The sequence below is a fragment of the Paenibacillus sp. FSL R5-0527 genome (assembly GCF_038008055.1).
Classification (GTDB): Bacteria; Bacillota; Bacilli; order Paenibacillales; family Paenibacillaceae; genus Fontibacillus; species Fontibacillus macerans.
Genome location: NZ_JBBOYI010000001.1, coordinates 4,163,184 through 4,183,180 on the forward strand (window position 1 = coordinate 4,163,184; position 19,997 = coordinate 4,183,180).

At 50.2% G+C, this 19,997-nt stretch carries 19 protein-coding genes and 1 pseudogene; 13 read left to right on the plus strand and 7 right to left on the minus strand.

Annotated elements, in window-relative coordinates; translation table 11 throughout:
- Window positions 1–319 precede the first annotated feature (319 nt).
- The 3 genes from NYE69_RS18265 to NYE69_RS18275 all read right to left on the minus strand — a co-directional run bounded on the left by NYE69_RS18265 (window position 320) and on the right by NYE69_RS18275 (window position 2,836).
- Window positions 320–1,042 (minus strand): expansin EXLX1 family cellulose-binding protein, encoded by a 723-nt coding sequence (locus NYE69_RS18265; RefSeq protein ID WP_411831143.1) that lies wholly within the window; start codon window positions 1,040–1,042, stop codon window positions 320–322.
- 98 nt (window positions 1,043–1,140) lie between these two features.
- Window positions 1,141–1,371, minus strand: a complete 231-nt coding sequence (locus NYE69_RS18270) for a non-oxidative hydroxyarylic acid decarboxylases subunit D (protein WP_326043924.1) — start codon at window positions 1,369–1,371, stop codon at window positions 1,141–1,143.
- Between the two features lie 40 nt (window positions 1,372–1,411).
- Window positions 1,412–2,836, minus strand: coding sequence for a non-oxidative hydroxyarylic acid decarboxylases subunit C (locus tag NYE69_RS18275; protein WP_326043923.1), 1,425 nt, complete (start codon window positions 2,834–2,836; stop codon window positions 1,412–1,414).
- A 145-nt stretch (window positions 2,837–2,981) separates the two neighbouring features.
- On the opposite strand from NYE69_RS18275, the gene NYE69_RS18280 reads away from it, so the two are divergent.
- Together NYE69_RS18280 and NYE69_RS18285 are read left to right on the plus strand one after the other, a co-directional pair.
- The gene (locus NYE69_RS18280; protein ID WP_326043922.1) at window positions 2,982–3,860 is read left to right on the plus strand and encodes a LysR family transcriptional regulator; all 879 of its coding nucleotides are present in this window, start codon (window positions 2,982–2,984) and stop codon (window positions 3,858–3,860) included.
- A 222-nt stretch (window positions 3,861–4,082) separates the two neighbouring features.
- On the plus strand, window positions 4,083–5,519 hold the full coding sequence (locus NYE69_RS18285; protein ID WP_326043921.1) for a hypothetical protein: 1,437 nt from the start codon (window positions 4,083–4,085) through the stop codon (window positions 5,517–5,519).
- Window positions 5,520–5,632: 113 nt separating this feature from the next.
- On the opposite strand, the gene NYE69_RS18290 is transcribed toward NYE69_RS18285, so the two are convergent.
- Window positions 5,633–5,995 (minus strand): winged helix-turn-helix transcriptional regulator, encoded by a 363-nt coding sequence (locus NYE69_RS18290; protein ID WP_326043920.1) that lies wholly within the window; start codon window positions 5,993–5,995, stop codon window positions 5,633–5,635.
- 158 nt (window positions 5,996–6,153) lie between these two features.
- Here NYE69_RS18290 and NYE69_RS18295 point away from each other — a divergent pair, with 158 nt between their 5' ends.
- The 3 genes and pseudogenes from NYE69_RS18295 to NYE69_RS18305 all read left to right on the plus strand — a co-directional run.
- Window positions 6,154–6,783 carry a TetR/AcrR family transcriptional regulator gene (locus NYE69_RS18295; RefSeq protein ID WP_328272946.1) on the plus strand — a complete coding sequence of 210 codons (630 nt, stop codon included), beginning with the start codon at window positions 6,154–6,156 and terminating at the stop codon, window positions 6,781–6,783.
- A 14-nt stretch (window positions 6,784–6,797) separates the two neighbouring features.
- Window positions 6,798–7,667 carry a hypothetical protein gene (locus NYE69_RS18300; RefSeq protein WP_340927322.1) on the plus strand — a complete coding sequence of 290 codons (870 nt, stop codon included), beginning with the start codon at window positions 6,798–6,800 and terminating at the stop codon, window positions 7,665–7,667.
- A 58-nt stretch (window positions 7,668–7,725) separates the two neighbouring features.
- Window positions 7,726–7,962: pseudogene (locus NYE69_RS18305) on the plus strand (EamA family transporter); the annotation flags it as partial.
- 66 nt (window positions 7,963–8,028) lie between these two features.
- Here the strand turns inward: NYE69_RS18305 and NYE69_RS18310 are convergent.
- A complete protein-coding gene (locus NYE69_RS18310) occupies window positions 8,029–9,024 on the minus strand; it encodes a phosphotransferase (protein ID WP_340927323.1) in 996 nt (331 codons plus the stop codon).
- Between the two features lie 673 nt (window positions 9,025–9,697).
- On the opposite strand from NYE69_RS18310, the gene NYE69_RS18315 reads away from it, so the two are divergent.
- Window positions 9,698–10,369, plus strand: coding sequence for a DUF2628 domain-containing protein (locus NYE69_RS18315; RefSeq protein WP_340927324.1), 672 nt, complete (start codon window positions 9,698–9,700; stop codon window positions 10,367–10,369).
- Window positions 10,370–10,502: 133 nt separating this feature from the next.
- On the opposite strand, the gene NYE69_RS18320 is transcribed toward NYE69_RS18315, so the two are convergent.
- The gene (locus tag NYE69_RS18320) at window positions 10,503–11,396 is read right to left on the minus strand and encodes a LysR family transcriptional regulator (protein WP_340927325.1); all 894 of its coding nucleotides are present in this window, start codon (window positions 11,394–11,396) and stop codon (window positions 10,503–10,505) included.
- A 223-nt stretch (window positions 11,397–11,619) separates the two neighbouring features.
- Between NYE69_RS18320 and NYE69_RS18325 the strand changes: the two genes are divergently transcribed.
- The gene (locus NYE69_RS18325; protein WP_340927327.1) at window positions 11,620–12,534 is read left to right on the plus strand and encodes an NADP-dependent oxidoreductase; all 915 of its coding nucleotides are present in this window, start codon (window positions 11,620–11,622) and stop codon (window positions 12,532–12,534) included.
- A gap of 1,047 nt (window positions 12,535–13,581) precedes the next feature.
- Here the strand turns inward: NYE69_RS18325 and NYE69_RS18330 are convergent.
- Window positions 13,582–14,088: a DinB family protein gene (locus NYE69_RS18330; protein WP_326045324.1), complete on the minus strand. Its 507-nt coding sequence runs from the start codon at window positions 14,086–14,088 to the stop codon at window positions 13,582–13,584.
- A 245-nt stretch (window positions 14,089–14,333) separates the two neighbouring features.
- Between NYE69_RS18330 and NYE69_RS18335 the strand changes: the two genes are divergently transcribed.
- The 6 genes from NYE69_RS18335 (at window position 14,334) to NYE69_RS18360 (ending at window position 19,895) form a co-directional block, all read left to right on the plus strand.
- A complete protein-coding gene (locus NYE69_RS18335; protein ID WP_326045325.1) occupies window positions 14,334–15,113 on the plus strand; it encodes an alpha/beta fold hydrolase in 780 nt (259 codons plus the stop codon).
- The gene (locus tag NYE69_RS18340) at window positions 15,088–15,672 is read left to right on the plus strand and encodes a TetR/AcrR family transcriptional regulator (protein WP_326045326.1); all 585 of its coding nucleotides are present in this window, start codon (window positions 15,088–15,090) and stop codon (window positions 15,670–15,672) included. Before NYE69_RS18335 ends, NYE69_RS18340 begins: the two co-directional genes overlap by 26 nt.
- A gap of 145 nt (window positions 15,673–15,817) precedes the next feature.
- The gene (locus tag NYE69_RS18345; RefSeq protein WP_340927329.1) at window positions 15,818–16,390 is read left to right on the plus strand and encodes an RNA polymerase sigma factor; all 573 of its coding nucleotides are present in this window, start codon (window positions 15,818–15,820) and stop codon (window positions 16,388–16,390) included.
- Complete coding sequence (locus NYE69_RS18350) at window positions 16,359–17,363, plus strand: DUF4367 domain-containing protein (protein WP_326045328.1); 1,005 nt, start codon at window positions 16,359–16,361, stop codon at window positions 17,361–17,363. Before NYE69_RS18345 ends, NYE69_RS18350 begins: the two co-directional genes overlap by 32 nt.
- An 88-nt stretch (window positions 17,364–17,451) precedes the next feature.
- Window positions 17,452–18,243: a hypothetical protein gene (locus NYE69_RS18355; protein ID WP_340927331.1), complete on the plus strand. Its 792-nt coding sequence runs from the start codon at window positions 17,452–17,454 to the stop codon at window positions 18,241–18,243.
- A gap of 695 nt (window positions 18,244–18,938) precedes the next feature.
- Complete coding sequence (locus tag NYE69_RS18360) at window positions 18,939–19,895, plus strand: SDR family NAD(P)-dependent oxidoreductase (protein WP_340927332.1); 957 nt, start codon at window positions 18,939–18,941, stop codon at window positions 19,893–19,895.
- Window positions 19,896–19,997: the final 102 nt, after the last annotated feature.

Sequence of the window (19,997 nt, forward strand, 5' to 3'; positions counted from 1 at the left end):
CAGAGATTAGTCTCCAGAAAAGTCCACATCATCCCAAATAGGTTTTAGATATTCCGCTCCCGTAACAATATAAAGCGTCCCAGGCAGGCTCCCTTGTCAAGGAGTTGTGATCGATTAGTATAAAAATCATAAAGGAGGTCAGGTGGATTGGCACATAAGTAGACGCATGAGTCTATGGTGGGACAAGAAACACAAGAAGCGGAAAGCTAGCCGCGTCAATGTCTTTGCCCTTCTACCTCTCGCTGGTCTGAAAACCGTATCGACTTGGGGTTAGCCGTATTGTCCAGGTTAAGCCGATTTTGGCTCTGCGAAAGTTCAGTTAATAGGTACCCGTAAATTGGACATGTCCCGGGACGATGTAAGCTTGACCGGTGCCGTTTTCTGGCAGGGCGGGGATCGTGTCGGTCAAAGTTTGCCCTTTGATATCGGTGATGCGTATGGTCAGGTCTTTCGTACCCAGGCCGGTTCCCAGAAAATGATTGTAAGGTTGCTTTTCGAGATTGACCCAGGTCCCGTTTTGCAGCACTTCCATTTTTAATACCGGGTATTTGTGGTTTCTGACCTGAATGGCCGCCCACCACTGGCTGCTGCCTTCTTTAATCCGGTACTGGACGTTTCCGGTAATCGGCGCTTCAACCACTTTCCACTTGATATTAATTTTCCCGTCGATCCTATTTCCGATTTTGGCAAATGCGTTAGGAGATAAGTCCAAAGCACCGCTGGCTCCTTCAGGGTACAAGTCGGTGACGTAAACCGTAGTCTTACCGAGCGGTCCCTCTACTTCAAGGTAAGCCCCGGCGAGTGCGGCGTTGATGCCTCCATAGTTATACTGTGCCGGATTTAAAGCCGTGATTTCCATATCCGCCGGAATCGGGTCAAGCAAAGCGGCGCCGCCTGAATAACCGGAGCCCGTGTAGGTCGCGTAACCGCTGTACGTATCTTCCCAGGCCGCGGAAGCAGGCAGGGCAAACCCGATTAAACTTAACATTAAGGCGAGAGCCGGCACACTTGTTTTCCAGCGGAATTTTACTTTTGTCATCATCATTCCCTCCTTAGGCAACCATAAAAAATAGGTTATATTAAATGATTTCATGATCTGCCATATTTTTCAATAGGGATATTTAATCTAAAATATTAGTCCTAGTTTCTTCTCAGCGGCGGAATCACCGGAACATGAGCGGCTTTGGGGATATCCGTAGGATCGACTTTAAAAGACGGGTTATATTTTTGCGGGTCCGTGATCGACTCCGGTTCTGTAGACCGCCAGATAAACAGGCATACCGGGCAATGATAGAGTTCCCAGGCTCCTTTTACCGGCGAACTCGCGAGCACGAACGCTTTCTCTGAATTGCAGCGCGGACAGGTTTTCATAGATATACACTCCTTTGTTGAATGGAAATGAGTCGCACGGTTATTTCTGTCTGAGCAGTTCAGCCAGTTTTTTCTCCCATACGTCAGTATCGATCGGAGCATCAAGCGGCTGCGAATAATGGCCTCGCGTTTCCGGCGCTTTCGGCGTGGTCGCATCGATAATCAGTTTATCGGTGATGCCGGCGGGGTCGGAACCCGGATCAAGCGGCAGAACGGACAAGTTCGGTAGGACAACGGCGTCGTATTTCGGGTTCATTTTCGTGGAGATGGCCCACATGACCTGCGGCAGATTAAACGGATCGACATCCTCATCGACGACGATGATGACTTTGCAGTAACCCAGTCCGTGCGGTGTTGTCAGCGCGCGCATGCCCACGGCTTTGGCAAATCCGCCGTAACGGGTTTTGGTGGAGATCACGGCCAGCAGCCCGTGTGTATACATCGCATTTACCGCCACGATTTCCTCGGGATAGGCGTCTTTCAGTTGCTGGTATAAAGGAACGCAGGTGTTGATCGCCATCATATAATCAATTTCCGTCCAAGGCATGCCGAGATACAGGTGTTCAAAAATCGGGTTGGTACGGTGGTAAACTTTTGAAATTTTAATGACCGGCATCGCGCGGCCTCCGGAATAATGCCCGGTGAACTCGCCGAACGGACCTTCAAACTCCCGGTAGCGGGAGACGATTTCCCCTTCCAGCACAATCTCGGCTCCCCAAGGCACATCCAGGTTTCCATGCTCCAGACGGACAATCGGATAAGGCGCCTCCTGGATCGCTCCGGCCATTTCGTATTCGGACTGGTCGTACAGAATCGGCGAGCCTGCCACGGTGGTAATCACCGGTTCGCATCCCAGCGCGATCGCCACTTTGAGATTTTGCCCTGTTTCTTCCGCCTGACGGAGGTGAACGGCAATGTCGTGCTGAGCTACCGGCTGAATGCCCAAGGCATCCTTGTTTTTTACCTGAAGGCGGTAAACGCCGGCATTTTGCTTGCCGAAATGTTCAGGATCGTATTGGTCCCGCGAGACTACGACAGCTTTATCGATGTAAAATCCGCCGTCTCCCCGGTTCAGCCGGAACAAAGGAAATAGCTCAAACAGATTGATATCTTCGGTGATTTGGTTTTCCTGGAACGGCGCTTTAGTCTCGCGTCTTACGGCAACCGGAAACTTGGCGAATCTGCGGGCGAATTCAAAAAACTGTTCTTTGACCGGCGTGTTTTTCGGCAGTCCGAGCATCAGCGCATGATTTTCCCAGGAGCCGATCATGTTCATCGCAATGCGTGCGTTGTGATAACCGTAAATGTTTTTGAACAAAAGCGCCGGCGAGCTTCCCCCTAAATTAGCCGCAGCGCGTCCGGCCGCTCCAATGTCGGGTTCGGGTTTAACTTCTTCTTCAATGTTCAGCAACTGCCCTTCCTGTTCAAGTGCACTTAGAAATTCCCTGAGATCTTGATACGCCATAAAGCGGTTTCCCTCCTTAAGATGGATTGGTTGTTTATTAAATTTCTTACATACAAAGTGTAGAGCGGGAGTTAGTATAGTTAAAATATCTGTTGGCTATGTTGTCCATACTTTTTGGCTATATATGGATTGGAGGCGGCCTTATATGGATATCAGACAGCTGAAATACTTTGTGGCGATCGCGGAGGAAGGCAAAATTACGGCAGCGGCAAGAAGGCTGCATATGGCGCAGCCGCCGCTCAGCAAGCAGCTTAAGGGGATGGAGGACGAGCTCGGCGTATTGTTGGTTGAACGGCATAAACGGAAGGTGAGCCTGACTCCTGAAGGGGAAGTGTTCTATAAAAACGCCAAGCAATTGCTCGCCAGTTTCTCCGAGCTGGTCACGGAAATGCAGGAAATGAGCAAGGAGGCGCACGGATTCATTTCTGTCGGTTCAAGTCTGTACTGTGCGTCATTAATGCTGTCCAAGATGAGGCGCATGCGCGCAAAATACCCCGATATGCAGTATAAAGTCTGGGAAGGGGACGCGGTCCGCCTGGGAGAATTGATAGAGAACAGGGAGATAGAAATCGCGATTAGCAGCAGTCCGGTTCCAGTAAAGGGCCTGAGCTCGTTTCGCTTGCCGCCGGACCCCTTTGTGCTGGTGATTCCCAAGCATTGGAGCTTGGCAGACCGTGAGCGGGAAGCGGCTGGGTTTCAACGAATTGCCGATCTGCCGTTGATTGTGCTGCGCTCTGCCAGCAGTGATGGGATGTACGGGCGGATTATGAAGTGTTTTGCCGATCTGGGGGAGGTTCCGCGCATTTTATGTGAATGCCATGATTCGGCGATGCTGCTCAGTATGGTTACCGGCGGTTTCGGGGCGGCATTGCTTCCTAAATCCGTTTTGGACTTAAGCCCGCCGGGCAACTACAAAGTTTTGCAGATCACCGACAGTCCGCTTTGCTCCGAGCCATTCGTCTTTTACCGCAGCAGCGGGTACTTGTCCAAAGCGGCCAAAGAATATCTGGAGTTGTTTAAATGATTTTGCATTAACAACAAGTTGAATTGCGAAGATAGATAAGCTGCCAAACCTATCGGGAGCAGTATCAAAATGTATCCTACCTTACAAAAATGATCGGATCATACAAAAAAGTGCGTACTATTCAAGCACAGGGCAACCTGATAACCTACATATAGAACGGTCGATCCAAAATTCACCCGAGTGCGACGGTCGTTTAAAAACATATAGGTGAGGTGCGAAAGTATGCAGGAATATCAACTTACTTTGAATGATAAGCGAATCGTATGGGGGAAGGTTATCGATATTGAGCCGCTCATTGGCAAATTTCCCGGCGACTCCATCAGACAGGGCGTAAACGCGGCTTTGGATTGGAATTTGCCCGCGGGAATATATCGGGCGAAAGAGATCGTTATGGAGCTCGATAAAATGCTCGAGGCGATGCTGGTACAGCTTGGCGAACCGGTGAACAGCGATCCCGCGGTGCTGCTAGACAGCCTTCAGGCCAATTTGGCGATTTCCGGACGCGTGTCATCTTTGCCGCTGGGGCCATTGGCGCTTGAGGATAAAGCCGGCGCCGAGATTACGGCTCAAGCGGTGCGCATCGGCGAGCAATTGGTAAGCTGGGCCCGGGAGATAAATGCCGGGAAAAAGACGCTCGCCAAGTATGGGCCGGAAACGCTCGGAAAGCTGGAATTTAGAAGCCATTGTTACGGTCATGCCTTGATCCCGGAGGCGATTGCTCAGGTTTGGGGCCCCTTCGGCGGCCCAAGGGTCATGCAGATTTATAATGAATACCTGCACCAATTCGTTTTGCTGCGGGATGCCTTGCTTCCGTTCGCCAATTGGGAGGAGGTTCCGTTCGAGGTCAAGGAGTACGCGGAGTTCAAAGGGCTGCGTTTTCTGGAGCCGGCCCGGGAGATTTTTTTAACGCAATTACTGGGGAAAAAGTTGACGCACAAATCGATGGTCCAGTATGCGCAAAGTGTGGTCAGTTCAGGGTTAACCAAAGCCGGTTACGGCTTCCAATATCGTCTGGGAACCGTCTTGCCGGCGGGTTTGGGAGAGCAGGCCGGGACGGCGGCGCGCTATCTGCTGAAATGGCATCCGGTACAAACCATAGCGGCAGATGGGGCGGATGAAACACAAGAGTTGGCCGCGGTCTCCTTCGACTATGAATATGAAGATTATTATGCCGCGCCGCGCAACGAGGCGGGAAAGGGGACACCGGTAAACAAGGAGGAAGGGCTTGCTTATTCCGGGGAGCATTACGATGAACCAGCCATCGCCCGGTTGTTGCCAAATAGGAGAGACGATCGAACAACTCTGCGGTTCAGCTTGAAAATGGAAGGCCGCGAGTTTGCGGTAGATCTCGGCCAGCTTTTTCGGGGACAGCGGTTTTTATATCGTCCGCATGGGAGCGACAATCCCGATACCGCAGCCGCGAAGCGAAACTCCCTCAGCCGGCACCTTGCGGCAGACATTCTCTCGCATTCCGGTCTGGTGACGAACACCGACGGCATTCATTTTATTCCAACCGGCGGAAATGAACTGGTGTTATGGGCTTTGTTAGGGAAGCTGTATCCCGAAAATGTGGTTTTATTGGACAGAGGGGATCGGGAGGAACTGGAAGCGGCATATGTTTCCGGCAAGGGGTTTGGAACGCAATTTTTAGTGCTGTAAGTCTTGCTCGCAGCGCTTCTAAAGCGGAGCAAGGGCTGGGCGGCCAATACACGAAGGAAGCTTGTGATCACGGAATACGCGGTTAAGGGGTGCCCTTTAACCGCGTATTTTCCTTAAGCGTGCTTATGATTGGTGTACGATACTTCATCGGGAAAGCTCTCGATATAGGTGGTGCCAAAATCGCATAACATCAAAAGCATGGGAGCCAATTGTTTGCCAAGCTCGGACAAATCATATTCCACTTTTGGCGGTGAAACCGGATAAACCTTGCGGATAATGAGCCCATCGCTTTCCAGCATCTTGAGCTGCATCGTAAGCATGCGCTGGGTCGCTTCAGGGAGCAGCCGCCGTAGTTCATTATACCGTACCGGGCCTTTGGCTAAGTGGTTCAAAATGGCGATTTTCCATTTCCCGCTGATTAAACTGAGTACAATTTCCGAGGTACAGCGATAGGTTTCGTTTCTAAAGTTGATCATCTATCAACACATCCTTGTCAGAAGTATTGAAGCATTTAGTTTCTTCGTTAAGCTGAATTAAATTACGGATTGATCATTCCATATATTAAGTTTGGGCAGGCTCCCTTGTCAAGGAGTTGTGGATCGATTAGTATAAAAATAATAAGGGGGGTCATCTTATGCCACGAACGGGACGTCCACGCGCATTTAATCGTGACGAGGCAGTGGCTGCCGCCATGCTTATGTTCTGGGAATATGGCTATGAATCCACTTCACTGGCTCAGTTGCGGGCGGGGATGGGAAATATATCGGCGGCGAGTTTTTACGCGGCGTTCGAGTCCAAGGAAGCGCTATTCCGCGAAGCGGTGGATCGATATATATCGACTTATGGACATGTTTCGGAAATTTTCAGGGATACGAGCATATCAGCGAAAGAGGCCATGGAGCTGGGATTGCGGCAATCGGCGCGAATGCAGACGGAGAATTCCCATCCTCGGGGTTGTCTGCTGGTTTTGTCCGCCGTAAACTGTTCCCCCGAGCAAAAACACATCAGAGAGATGCTGGCCAAGGAAAGGGAGCGGGTCCGCGGTTGGCTGAACGATTGTATAGAACGGGCCGTGGCCAACGGGGAGTTGCCCAAATTCACGGATACCTCCATGGTGGTTATTTTATTTGAAACATTTTTACGAGGAATTTCCACGCAAGCCCGGGACGGCGTTCCTCACGAGGTTATTGACGCAGCCATTACAGAGCTGATGAGCGTCTGGGATGCGCTAGCGGCCAAGCCGGGCAAACAAGGGAGCGTTTGAGCGGGACAAATGATATGTCTGAAAATAAAATTAAGCCGGATATGCCTAGCGATATTTTACACGTGTTGGGCTATATGGGCTATGAGAAATACACAGACTATATGGTAGACTGCATCGGGATAGACAACTGGTATCTATCCAAGGATGCATGTCTTGGGCTGATGCACCTTCCTACGCGACAGCTTCATGAGGAACGGATAAGAAATGAACTGGAGAAAGTATACTCGCAGCCGTTATTCCCTGAATTTTTGCCGGCGCTTTGCTTTAAGTTCAGCGGTTCTGACATCGTTCCGAGGCTGCTTGCTTGGGGAGATCGGGCTTCAACGGATTGTAATGCCGGACTCCTCATAGGCATTGCCGCGTATGGGGAAAGTCAGCGGGAGTGCATTAAACAGATCTTGTGGAACCCGGGGTGGGAGCTTTACGGTATCGGGACCGGGAGTCATTGGTGGGCTTACGTATCCATGCAGATGGTGAAGCTGTGCTTCCATGAACTTATCTCGGATATTAAGAGATCCGCCCCGCTGGAACATGAGAAAAATGAATGGGGAGAGGATCAGCAACTTATAGAGCATAAACTGCTCGTACTGCATGATTTGCTCGAGCTTAAGCTGGGCAGTCCACTAAGCCCGCTTCGGTTTGTTCATGGAGCTCAAGAGGAATTACCGCAGCTATACACCCAGTTGTTTGAATGGAGCACCGAGCACCAGGATGATTCGCTAACCGGCCGAATCAGCCATTACCTCGGATATAATCATCCGCTTTCGGACAAGTATTTGCAGCTAAGCAAGAGGATGGAGGAGAGGATATTCCACGAATTGGAATGTGGTATTCTTAACCCCGAGTGGGAAAACGATCAGGGTACTTCGAGTCGATTGTTATAGGGTGCAAAAATTGAAAAACACTTTGTTGGGTTCTATATATTTGGCAATAGCCGCCAGCATTTGGGGCGGGGTGTTATACTTGGGGATTATTTCAACCGCGTGTGCGTTTGTGCTCTGGAATCGCGGCTTACAAATGCTGAAGGCTTCAAGCGGAGGGTTGTTTTTTCTTTTTTCAACCGCTAGTCGGAACATGCTCGGATGGCTTTTGTTGGGAGAAAGCATAGGCGGAGCCTTTTGGGCCGGTTCAGTTTTGATTTTAGTTGGTGTTTTGTTGGTTATCCGGGAAAAAAAGTAGAATAACAAAAAAGAAACCTGCGGATCGCAAGTGAAGTCCGAAGGTTTCTTTTTTTCATATTTCCGGTCACAGGCTGCGGATCCAATCGGCATGCCAGCCGATAAAACGGCATACGGCCGCGGATTTTCGCGTCTGGTCCTGAAGGACCGAAGCCGGATCGAGTCCGGCCTGATAGCGGTGCAGGAAGTGCAGGAAGACGTCCAGCTTGCGGAGCTGGAGCAGTTCGGGCAGCCGTTCCAACTCCTCCGCCGCAAGCGTGCGCACGCTGCGGTAGCCGGCCAGCATTTCCTTCGCGACGGTTCTCGAGAGGCCGCCGGGAGCGGAGAGTTGCTCAGCCAGGCAGACGGCGAGTTCCATCGCCCGGAGATCGCGGGTGGCGAACTCGAAGTCAAGTACGGCGCGGATTTCCCCACCTTCCACGAGGACGTTGGAGTGCGAGAAGTCGCCATGAATCCATTGCCGCTCCAAGCGGCGGATCGAGTCGGCCTGGCCGGACAACGAATCCAGGATGTCCAGCAGGAAGCCGGCATCTCCGGCCAGCGCGGAGAGAGCAGGATCCGTGTTATAGAGGCGGCGGGCGCTTAGTGCCGCTTTTACCGTGTCCGGGCCGAGCAGCTCATCGTAAGGCGGATAAGCGGGGTCGGCTGCAGGCTGCAGCTCCTCCATGGCCAACGTGAGCTCGCCGACGGCACGCCCGTAGGCGTAAGACAAGTCGTGGCGGCCGGCCGCCGGTTTCGCGCCGGGCAAGTACGCGAACACGGCCGCCAGCTTTCCGTCCGGCGCGGTCGTCCAGGTCCCGCCTTGTTTGGTATGAAGCGGGCAAGGGATTTGAAACGGCAGCGCTTGCCGCGCTAGCAGGAGCAGCAGCTCGTGTTCGGCCGCCAGCTTTAGGCCTGAACGATGGTTCTCATAAACGCGCAGAACCTGAACCTGTCCGTCCTCAAGGACGGCGTAGCGGGTGGTGTTGTTCATGCCGCTGTCGCGCTCTTCGATCCGTAGGATGGAGGGCAGCGGATAAGCGGCCAGGATGGCTCGGTAGTATGATTGGTTTGTTGTGTCCATTTGTTTACAGGCTCCTTAGGTTGGTTCAGCAATCATTATATCATCGACTCTATTATTCCGAAAAAGCCTAGCCCCAAAGAACGGAATAAATCATCTTGTATCGTTGAAATATGTGAAATAATGCGGAAAAAACATGTAAGCGTGACACCGGAAATTAATCTGATCTAAGAGTCCGCGCATGGTAGGCGAGAAAAAAATCAACTTTCACAGAGCCCAAATTGGCTTAATTGGCTAGCCGGATGGCGGACACAAATGTTCTTTAATTGGCCCTACTCTGACCATTAATTGCAAATCATACAACTACCTTTATATCCATTTACCCAATCATTAATTGCATTTCATACAGTTATTTCCTCGTTTCTTTGCCTCATCTTAAAAGATAGCGGGGTAATTGCAGGTTTTACACTTAAACAAGCGCTGTGGCAGCATTCCCGGATTAGTAATTGTACATTTTACAACAATTTCATTCAACAATGGACCAAGAAAGCTGCAGTAGGCAGCAGGTACGCTCGAGTGGGGCGGCTCCATTACAACTGCTGCTATGATTCATAGTGACACTCTCCCATTTTGTAGTAGAATATGACTATAGTTCATATAGACTATTTCTAAAAAAGTTTGTTAGGAATATGAACTTGTAAATGGGAGACATAATGACGGAGGAAGGAGAATTTATTTGGAAGCTAGGTATTGTTCTTCATGCGGACAGCGTACAAGTACGACAGCCCGCTTTTGTGAAAACTGTGGGAAACCTTTGGAGCAACAAGCTTATCGGCAGAAGGCAAATCAACAACAAATAAATCAACAACAAATAAATCAACAACACATAAATCAACAACAAACGCATCAAGGGCTAATGTATCAACTTCAAGCCCCCACTTGGAAAAATTACCAATCAAACCCTAATGATGTGCCTGAACTTGAATGGTTAAGGTTGTATACCCACGGCGATAAATATATTGAAAAATGGCGTAAAGATTCTAAATGGAATTGGCCGGCTTTTCTTTTTTCGCCTGTATGGTTCGGTTATCGAAAAATGTATGCCGAATGCGCGATATACATAGGAATCACCGTCGTGTTGGGATTGTTTGAACTGTTATTGGGCTTCTCGCTTAGGTATGCGTTTACAACAATCTTTATCTTAAACGGAATATTCGGAAATAAATTGTATTACCGCAAAGCCAAAAAAGAGATTGATCACATCCTTTTATTGCATGCAAATCCGGAAATTCGCCGTAATCTAATTCAACAAAAGGGTGGAACCTCTGGTTGGGGCATAGCCTTTGGAATAATTATGCTTCTAATCGGAGCCATTATCCTGGGGTATTTGGAAGAGTTAACCTACTAAACGACGTTATTGCATCACTTGGCGCAAATGCGAGAAAGGACAGTTCTCCATAAAGAGGGCTGTCCTTTTTTGCTTTCTGAGGAGGGGGAAAATGAGGCTGGCGAGAGTTGATTTAGAATGCAGCCGCTAACCGCTAAATCTTATATTGTTTGGGCTGCTCCTGAAAGTAATCGACGACATAATCCCGGAACGTGCGCGCGGCAACGGAAAGGTAGCGGTCCTTCAGCCAGGCGATTTGATACGTGCGCCGGCAGTCGGGGGTTTCGATACGGATCAGCCGAAAGCCCATTTCCTGACCTTCAAAAAGGGTTTCCGGCAAGAAGGCGACGCCAATCCCGGTGCGCAAAAAATGAATGACTCCGGATAATTCATCGACCTCGCAAACCACATTCGGAGCGAAGCCGGCCTGCTCGCAAAAAGCGTCGGTCATCTGCCGAAAAGGATTTTGCGCATGAATGCAAATAAACGGATCGTCCGCCAGCTCGCTTAAGTCGATGCTTGACCGATTGGCCAAACGATGCGCCAAAGGCACGGCGATGTTGATGTTTTCGGTGAGGAACGAAATCCCTTCAATGCCTTCTTCCTGCAGCGGAGGGAAGGTGATGCAAAAATCGATGTCCCCGCTTCGCAATTGCTTGATTTTATCCAGGGTCGAGGCCTGGGTGATCTGTAGTCTGGCTTTGGGATGCCGGAAGATAAACGAGCCGATGACGTCGGTAAAACATTTGTGCGTCGTGGTCGACAGAAAGACGCGGCCGCATTCCAAACCGGCCAAATCCGCAACCTCCGCGCGTCCCTCTTCGATCAGAGCAAGGGCAGGTTCAATCTTTTTCAAAAAGGCCTCCCCATATCCGTTTAGCTTAATATGCCTTCCATTACGGTCGAACAAAGGAACCCCCAAATCGGCCTCCAGCCGCGCGATCGTTTGGCTCAGTGCGGGCTGGGCTATGCGGATTTCCTCTGCGGCTTTCGTCATATGCTCAAGACGGGCGACGGTCCGGAAATACTGCAGCTGCAAAAGTTCCATAATCTACACCTCATATTCATACATTCAACTATATAAAAAGATAAGGAAATATATATTATTCAATATATAATAAAACTTTTACAATAGCCATAGATACGGACACTGACAATACGTCCGGGTCCCGGACGGGAGGTGAACGATGGAATGGCGGGCGAAATGCTCAGTCAGTTAATCAAATGGAACCGGGTCTTGAGAACGGTTCGGCAAGAGGGGGGGAGAGGGCATGAAAGCTGCGGCGATTGCTTCGTTTGGGCCGCCGGAAGTGCTGAAGGTTAGGGAACTGGAGAACCCTAAAGCCGGTAAAGGTCAAGTTCGGGTAAGGGTAAGAGCCGCCGGCGTTCAGCCGTTCGATTGTTCGGTTCGCGGCAGCGGATGGGCGCCGCCGGGACTTCAGATCAGCTTCCCGCAAATTTTAGGCAACGAGTTTGCCGGCATCGTCGATCAGGTTGGGGAGGGCGTTGCGGATTTTTTCGCCGGAGATGAAGTTTTGGGTTGGGCGCTGCTGGCCTGTTATGCCGAGTTCGTGGTCGTTTCTGCCGATCAGATCGTGCGTAAACCAAACGAAATGCCCTGGGAAGAAGCGGGCGGCTTGCCGGCGTCGGGTCAAACCGCTCACACGGCGCTTAAGGAGCTGGGCGTCGGCCCGGGCGACACGGTATTGATTCACGCCGCGGCCGGCGGGGTAGGCACCTTCGCGGTGCAGTTGGCCAAAGCTTGGGGAGCCAACGTCATCGGCACCGCCAGCTTGCGCAACCACGATTATCTCCGTTCGCTTGGCGCGATCCCCGTCGCTTATGGGAACGAACTCGTGCAAAACGTCCGCGCTCTTGCCCCCAATGGGGTGGATGCCGCCTTGGACGCGGCCGGCGAAGATGCGCTGCGCAGCTCTTTGGCGATTGGGATCGACAAGCACCGCATCGGCACGATCGTTTCATTCGAGTCGGGGGAACGGCTTGGCGTGCGTGTTATCCGCAGTCAGCGATCCAAGGAACGCCTGGCCGAGCTTGTCGACCTATATGTTCAGGGGAAGCTTCGCATCCCCATCCGTAAAGCGTTTCCGCTCGAAGAAGCCGCGAACGCCCACCGGGAAATCGAGTCCGGACACGGTTATGGTAAAGTCGTTCTTACGATGAAGTAGTATGAGGGAGCGCATTCGTTTAGAGTTAACCCTTGCATAAGACAATTGTAGCCCTAATACTTTCCAGACTTCCCTCTGAAATTCAAGTTTTCGTACCGATACGATCTCCCGCGGAACTCTAACGGTTGCAGCAGTTGCTATTTTACGAAAAAAGCCCTTTTCTAAATTCTAACGGTTGTGTTCGCCGTTATTTACCTGAATCTAAGCAAAATTGGCCGGGTTTAAGTGAAATAAGCGCCATGGCAACCGTTAGAATTTGAAATCAACGTTTTTGGAACAAATAGCGGTTGTGGCAACCGTTAGAATGACGGCCTCGCTTGAAGAAGCTGCGAAAATATGTAGCTTCGGGAATTGCATTTTGGATTTGAGAAGGTTTTTAAGGCGGACTGGTTTATCAGCTTTAAAAGCCCGGCACGAACTTGCCGTTCGTGTTGGCGATTCTCGACGCCAGCCACCCTACAATTCCCGAAGCGTATCGGACAAAGGTGAAAGGGCTGATCCTTAACTTGTTGATGCGGAATATGAACGTTTTATTCGCGAAGCCAAGCTTCCCCCCGGAGCTCGATATCCGGAGTGAGGATTTTGGGAACGGCATTTCATGACTTCCAATCCTAATGGGATATTGATTGATATCATAACCGTCATTCCTCCGAGCAATGATTTCATCAGTCAATATGCTGAAGAGCTATAAGAATAAGGGGGATGAGAATGCTTTATAAATGGAGAACTGCATTATGAGTCGATCGTTTATGAAGCGAATTTGACGCGGGGAGCGGTTTGTCATCATTTTCGCAGCAAGAAGGAAATGGTTCGAGTCGTACTTGAAGATGTCCAGCGAGAGGTTGCCGAAAAAGTAGAGCAGGAAGCGTCGGCAAGCGAAGATGTATGGCAGCAGCTTTACCTTGGTTGCCGCGCATTCATTTTGGCCGCTGTTGAGGAGCGGAATAGGCGGATTATGTTGATGCGAATTTATCTTGATTGCGTAAGGAACCGCAACTTTAAAACCCTCGTTCTCCATTTCTAGGAACGAGGGTTTATCATTCCTTGTTAAGACTGGGTCCTTGCCGCCTTCATCGCCGCTGTTTCTTCCTCATTCGGTCCGTATACGCCCGGTGCCGCCAGTCCCGCCTGACGCATCAATATCGTGATTTGAGCGCGGTGGTGAATTTGATGGCGAACGAGCGTTTTCAATACACCGGCCACGGTGGTGTCCATGAAGCCAAACAGCTTAATCGGCTCTTGCAGCTTGTCGTCCTTATCCGCCCAGTTTGCGCTTATTTCCGCAATTGCCGATTCGCTTGCACGGCGGTAGGCCTCTGCGATGGCCGACGCGGAACCGCTTACCGGTGTGGGAATCTCCTGCTGCAGCCCGATCTGGTTAAAAAATACGCTGACGCTCTGAGTGACATGCCAGGCGATATCGCCGAGCGTACGCGGCTGTGCGTCAGACACCGCCTGATTCAACGAAGCATCTGTCAGTTTGTCCAATACTTGCAGCGTAAGTGATGCTTCCTGCTCCCAATCGTTAAGAAACCCTTTGATAGTTGTATACATTTGCCGCACTCTCCCATTCATGAAAGTTTAATAGGCATCCTCAATCCCTAACAGCTTTCCAAAAAGCAGCCTACTTTTCTATTGTACTAAAGTTAGGAAATTGTTCAAATGTGAAGGGGAAGGTTTAAGCTTGACATAAATAGCAATTTGAAAAAAATGAATTTGGATTTTATATTGACTGAACGTTCACCCTATAATAAAATCACTTTGTAAGGTAGTCTCATTTGGAGATGGAGGGATTGCAAGTGGATTTATATTACGAGATCAGCGGGAGTGGAAAGCCGGTTGTGCTCCTTCACAGTGGCGGTGCGGATTTGCGGGATTGGACTTATGTCGCGCCTCTTTTGGCAAAGCATTATAAGGTAGTTGCTTTTGACGGTCGCGGCGCCGGGAAGTCTCCATCGCCAGCAGAACCGGCTAACTATGTTGCAGACTTGCTGGCTCTGCTCGATCATCTGGAGATCAGGCAAGCAGCGTTGGTCGGTCATTCGATGGGCGGTCAGATCGCCGCAGATTTTGCGCTGGAACATCCCGACCGGGTATCGGAACTCGTTCTTGTCGGTCCCTCACTGTCGGGTTTTCAATTATCTCAGGAATTTCAGGAATGGATGATGCGGATCAATGCGGCCTTTCCGGACCTTGATAAGGTCATTGAGCTTTCATTCGATGCTCCGTCATATCGCATCATTAAATCCAGCCCGCATTGGGAATTGATGCTTGACATGTTCCGGCATCATTTGCAGAAGATGACGGAATGGGGCAGCTTTGAATCGGTATGGCCAGAGCCGCCGGCTATTGAAAGGTTGGGGGACATGAGGGGAAGGACAATGCTTGTGATCGGCGACGAAGAACTGCCGGATAACCTTCGTGTGGCTGAATATTACGGGGAAATCCCCGATTTTCACAGGATTACGATCCCCGGTGCGGATCATATGGTTACATTAACCCATCCTGATGAACTGTGCCGCCAAATCATCCGTTTTTTGGGAGGGGAGAGTCATGCCGCGCACACCGGAGGAAAATGAGCGCATTCGTCAGTTTTCCAAAGAGAAAATTCTTATAACCGCTATGGAGTTGTTCATGAAGCGGGGATATCATGCTACGTCCATTGACGATGTAGCCAAACATGCGGGCGTATCCAAAGGTCTGCTTTATAATTATTACAAAGGGAAAGAAGAACTGCTTGCGACCATGGTGGAGGCCAGAATCCATGAATTGGTTGAGGTCATGGATGCTGCGGCTTCTAAGGAGACACCTTCCGAGCAGCTTAAACATATTGCAGAAGGAGCGCTCGATAATGTCAAGGAAAAACCGGAGGTATTCCGGTTTTATCTTCATTTGCAGACACAACCTGAATCCGACGCAGTATTGGTAAAATACAGTAAACGATTGATCGAGGAAAGCGCTAGACAGTTCAACTTGCAATGTGAGATGTTCCAAAACTTGGGGGTCAAAGAGCCGAGAAAACGGTCATTGTATTTTTCCTCTGTGCTTCAAGGCATTATGTTGATGATCTCCACCTATCCGGAGCAGTTTCCTATTGAAGAGATCAAGGCACAGATTATTCGGGAATTTTGCGTGTGATGCAGCGATTGCCGTGTAAAGGTCGTAGGAACGGAACAAGCCCTTAAGGGAAGAAGCTCCCCGGGGGGCTTGTTCTTTTTTTTATAAAGTGTCCCTTTTGCTGCCGCTTAAGTGTTATACAGTAGGAGAGGAGGAATGCAGCTTAATGGGGTTTGTGGAAAAATGCGCCATGGAAGTCAAAGCGGGCGAAATCAATAAGTATGTACATATCGTTGAAGCATTCCAGACTCCAATGTACCGGTATTGCAGCCGTATGCTGGGAAACCGGCAAGAGGCGGAGGATGCGGTGCAGGACATTTTGGTCAAAGCGTTCGAAAAAATAGACATGTATGAGCCGACCGACAGCTTCTCATCCTGGTTATACAGGATCGCGCATTACCATTGTTTGAATTTGCTCCGCAAACGCGGCGTCCAGCGTAAATTCCAGCGCTGGTTCCTGCAGGATACGGTAGCCGAAAGCGCGGAGCAAACGATCACCAGCCGGTTATTCGGGGAGCCGCTTTCGTCCGCCATCACTTCTTTAAGCGCGGAGGAACGCAGTTTGCTAATATTGCGCGTGCTTGAGGAGAAATCTTTTGCCGAGATTGGTGAAATCTCAGGGAAAAGCGCGGAAGCGGTAAAGAAAAAATACGGCCGATTGAAGCTGAAGCTGCAGAAGCTGATGGAGCGGAAGGGGGGAGCGGGCTATGCGAAAGGCCAGATCCATACTTCAAGATGAAACGCTAAAGGAACTTCTCGCCAAAGAGGAGCCGGATACCCTCGATGTGCGTCTGAGCGTGATGGACCGGGTTCGGGAAATTCATGAACGGAAAAGCGGCAACAAAACGGCTTGGCGCCGGACAGGAGCCATTGTGATGATCGCCTGCCTCGTTCTTGTGCTGACTTCCTTAACTGGTTATGCGGCGTCCCGGTATGTGCAAATTTTGAACTCCAAAGGTGAAGTGATTGTTGAAACGAAGGAAATTAAAGAAGACAAGTACACTCCGCATGCCAAGACCTATACGAAGCTGCTGTCTGCATACCAAGAGCGTGTTCAGTCACAGCTCAAACCTGGGGAACTGGCGGCTTACTACGTTCATGACGAGACGCTGAATGCTTATGATAAGCTTAACAAGGTCAAAACCGAATATAAACCGATAGTGTATGGCAGTTATGCGGCATTGAAGAAGCAGCTTGAAGTCACCGCCGGCCCGTTGCCTCCTGAACCTAAATATTTGCCAAAAGGGTTTGTGTTTACAGCAGGGGAAATATTTCCTAGTATGGCGGAAAGGGAATCCAGTTGGGATCAGCTGAAAAAGCTGGAGCCGGAATTTATCCGCATGGCGAAATCCTCTTCCAGCGGCGCCAAATTGTTCATCAAACCGCTGTCCTGGAGCAAAGCGGACAGCGCAAATGTCAGCTATTCCAACGGAGAGGATACGATCCATATCACCGCCTACGTACAGGAAAAACATCCGTCCTCGGTAGTATCCTTGCATCCCAAGGGCGTGTCCGTCGAGAAACTGACGGCAGACGGGCAGGAGATGGTTTATATGGAGGCGTCGGAAGCAGCGGCGGATGAAGTTTACTACAAGCATAAATTGGAATGGCTTGATGAGCAGGCGGAGGTTTATTATTCCATATACGATAATCCGGGCAGCACCCTGTCCAAATCCGAATTTACCCGCATCGCCGGGAGCATGGTGAAATAATCTTTTCCAGGTGTCCCTTTTCAAGCGGTTCAGGTGTTATACAAGTAAACAAAATCAAGTGCCTGACTGGCCGAAAGGAGACTTATCCATGAACCTTACGAAAAAAACGATCATTGCCGCCGCAAGCGTCCTGCTGGTGTTTAGCTCGGCAAGCGGCTTTACCGCCGACGCCGCCGCCGCGGCGCAGAAATCGCCGAAGACACAGGCGGCTTCCAAGAAGAACACGCTGGAGATTCAGAAAAAAGAGGCGATGGACATCGTCCATTCCAAAGATAAAAAACCGGGCGATTTATTCGTGCTGTATGATGGGACTGACGATTCGTTGTCTTTCAGCTATCTCGCCATAACCAGTGCGGATTACGACGAATTTACGAAGCTATTGGCCCAATACAAAGCGCCGGAATTAAAGCAGCCGGAATGGCTCCCGGAAGGTTATGCTTTTCAGACCGGCGAAATCATACCTCCATATTATTCTTTTCGTAGCGAACCGTATCAAAAGATGTTAAAGGAACTTAAAGCAGAGGCCAAAGGTAAGAAATATTACGCCAAAAAGCTGAAATGGAGCGAAGCCGAAGAAGCGGCGCTCATCTTCTCCAAAGATTCGGACATCATCCGGATCAGTTCCCAAAAAACGTATCCGCTAATTACGGAAGTCACACGGGTGCCGGGGAAAGGCGAAAAATTTGAAAAGCTCAACATCGGCGGGATCGAAGCCTTATACTCCACCAATTCGGACGCCCTATACTCCACCAAGCTAAAATGTGAGGATACGGAAAACCAACTGGAATACGAGATTGCCATTTATAAGAAAAACTCGCTGACAAAAGAAGACCTCGCAGCGATTGCGGAAAGCATCATGCAGAGTAAAGCGCAGGAATAACAGCCTGCCGATCACCCTGACCCTGGGGCGGAAGCTCTGAGGTTAGGGTTATTTTTTTAAGGCTCAAAACCGATAATCAGTAATTGATAAATAAATTATAGCGTTTGTGTCTAGGTATCCTTGCATGCTGTTTTGCACGATTATCCCTTTTGTTCAGAGGGTAGAGGGGGGGCTAATCACGGTCCTTTCATTTTTTTCGGTGTCTGGCCCCATTCCTCCCGTTAGGTCTGCTTCACTTCTCCTAAACCTCCTTCTCACAAATCTGTCTAACGATCTGGAACTAATGATCTCGAACTAATGATCTCGAACTAACGATCTCGACCATGTCTGCTGCTCCCAAACCTATTTTCTTCTCCTGAAATTAACTTCCTCTCTGCTTCCGGATCAAACGGGATAATCGTGCAAAGCGCCCGGACAGCGGATGTTGATCTGCCAACCAACCCACCGGCCTTCCCTGGCAAGCGCCAATTATTAGGTTAAGCCTTTTTAAATTTGCTTTTTGCGCATCCCTTGTCCATTGAGTTTGACTTTCCTCGGAGGAATATAAATCGTTGAACAACCCGGCTCAAAAGCGCGTCCAGATCGTCCGGATGAACTTCGCTCAAAATAGTAATTGACCAATCAATAACAAAGTGATATATTGATTTCAAAGTTAGTGATTGATCAATAACAAAATTCATTATGAGGTGATCCTGATGAAAAAAGCGATTGTGGTAGGAGCAACGGGAGGCACGGGGGCGTCGATCACGGAGGAATTGGTCAAGCGGGGGATTCGGACCGTAGCTTTCGGGCGATCCCGGCAAAAGCTGGAGCAACTGAAGACTAAATTGGGACAGCCGGAGCATTTGACGATTGCCGTTGGCGATGCGTTCCGGCCGGAAGACATCGTTTCCGCTGCGGAAGACGCCGACGTCCTGTTCCACGCTGCGAACGTGCCGTACCACGAGATGGCAAACAAGCTGATTCCTTTGGGCGAGTCGGTCATGGAGGCAGCCGAGCGGTTGGGCCTGAAGGTCGTCGCCATCGATGGTATCTATCCTTATGGGAGAAGCCGGATGGCCAGAGCAACCGAAGAGCATCCGAAGCAGCCGCATACGAAAAAGGGTAAGACCAGACTTGCCTTCGAAAAAATGCTGTTTGACGGCCGGTGGAAAAGAGCCAAAGTGCTGATTGCCCGCTTGCCGGATTATTACGGCCCCACGGCGAATGAAGCGTCTTATCTGGGCTCAACGCTCAAAGCGATCGCTGCCGGCAAGATGGCGTTTTTCATCGGCACCATGCGTGTTCCCCGGGAGTTCGTTTACTTGCCGGACGCGGCGTTCATGATCGTGGAAGCCGCCGGCCGGGACGATGCCTACGGACAGAATTGGCATATTCCGGGCGCGGGCTTAATCTCGGGCAAAGACATCGTGCGAATCGCCCGGAAGGCCAGCGGAAGTAGTAAGCCGGTGATTCCTCTCGGAAAAATCGGCCTATCTCTGCTCGGAATGAGTGTGCCGGTTATGAAGGAAGTGGTGGAAATGCTCTATTTGACCGTAGAACCGGTGGTCTTGAGCGGGGATAAATACAAACGTCTGATCGGACCGATACGTTCAACGCCCTTCGAGCAAGGAATCACGGATACGATTCGCGCTTTACAGGAAAATAAGTGATTAATCAATAATAGCTTTATCTTCGCACACGGAAACCTTCGTTCATACTCCACAATTAAACGTACGGCGCAAGAAAAGGCCGGCGCTCCCGGCGCTCTTCTT